General features: G+C 42.3%; 1 rRNA gene. It reads left to right on the top strand.

Features of this window, described 5'->3' with window-relative positions:
- Positions 1-84: 84 nt before the first annotated feature.
- Positions 85-193: ribosomal RNA gene (gene rrf, locus ACSVH9_RS16445) — 5S ribosomal RNA — on the top strand.
- The last annotated feature ends 20 nt before the right edge of the window (positions 194-213 follow it).

The raw sequence follows: 213 nt of genomic DNA, 5'->3' as shown, positions 1-213 counted from the left end.
ACTTTTTATATTCTTTATCTCAGTATGTTAAGATATTATGTAATGTTAATCAGTTGAAACTGGTTACCCATTGCAAAACGACCTTAAGGTGGTTATTGCGGCGGGGCTCACCTCTTCCCATTCCGAACAGAGAAGTTAAGCCCGCCTGCGCAGATGGTACTGCAATTTGTGGGAGAGTATGTCGCCGCCTTTCTTTTAAAAAACCCTTCATCC

It is taken from the genome of Flavobacterium sp. RSSB_23 (genome assembly GCF_051547145.1).
Classification (GTDB): Bacteria; Bacteroidota; Bacteroidia; order Flavobacteriales; family Flavobacteriaceae; genus Flavobacterium.
The sequence above is the reverse complement of the archived record's forward strand: the minus strand, read 5'-3'. Positions and strand labels throughout refer to the sequence as shown.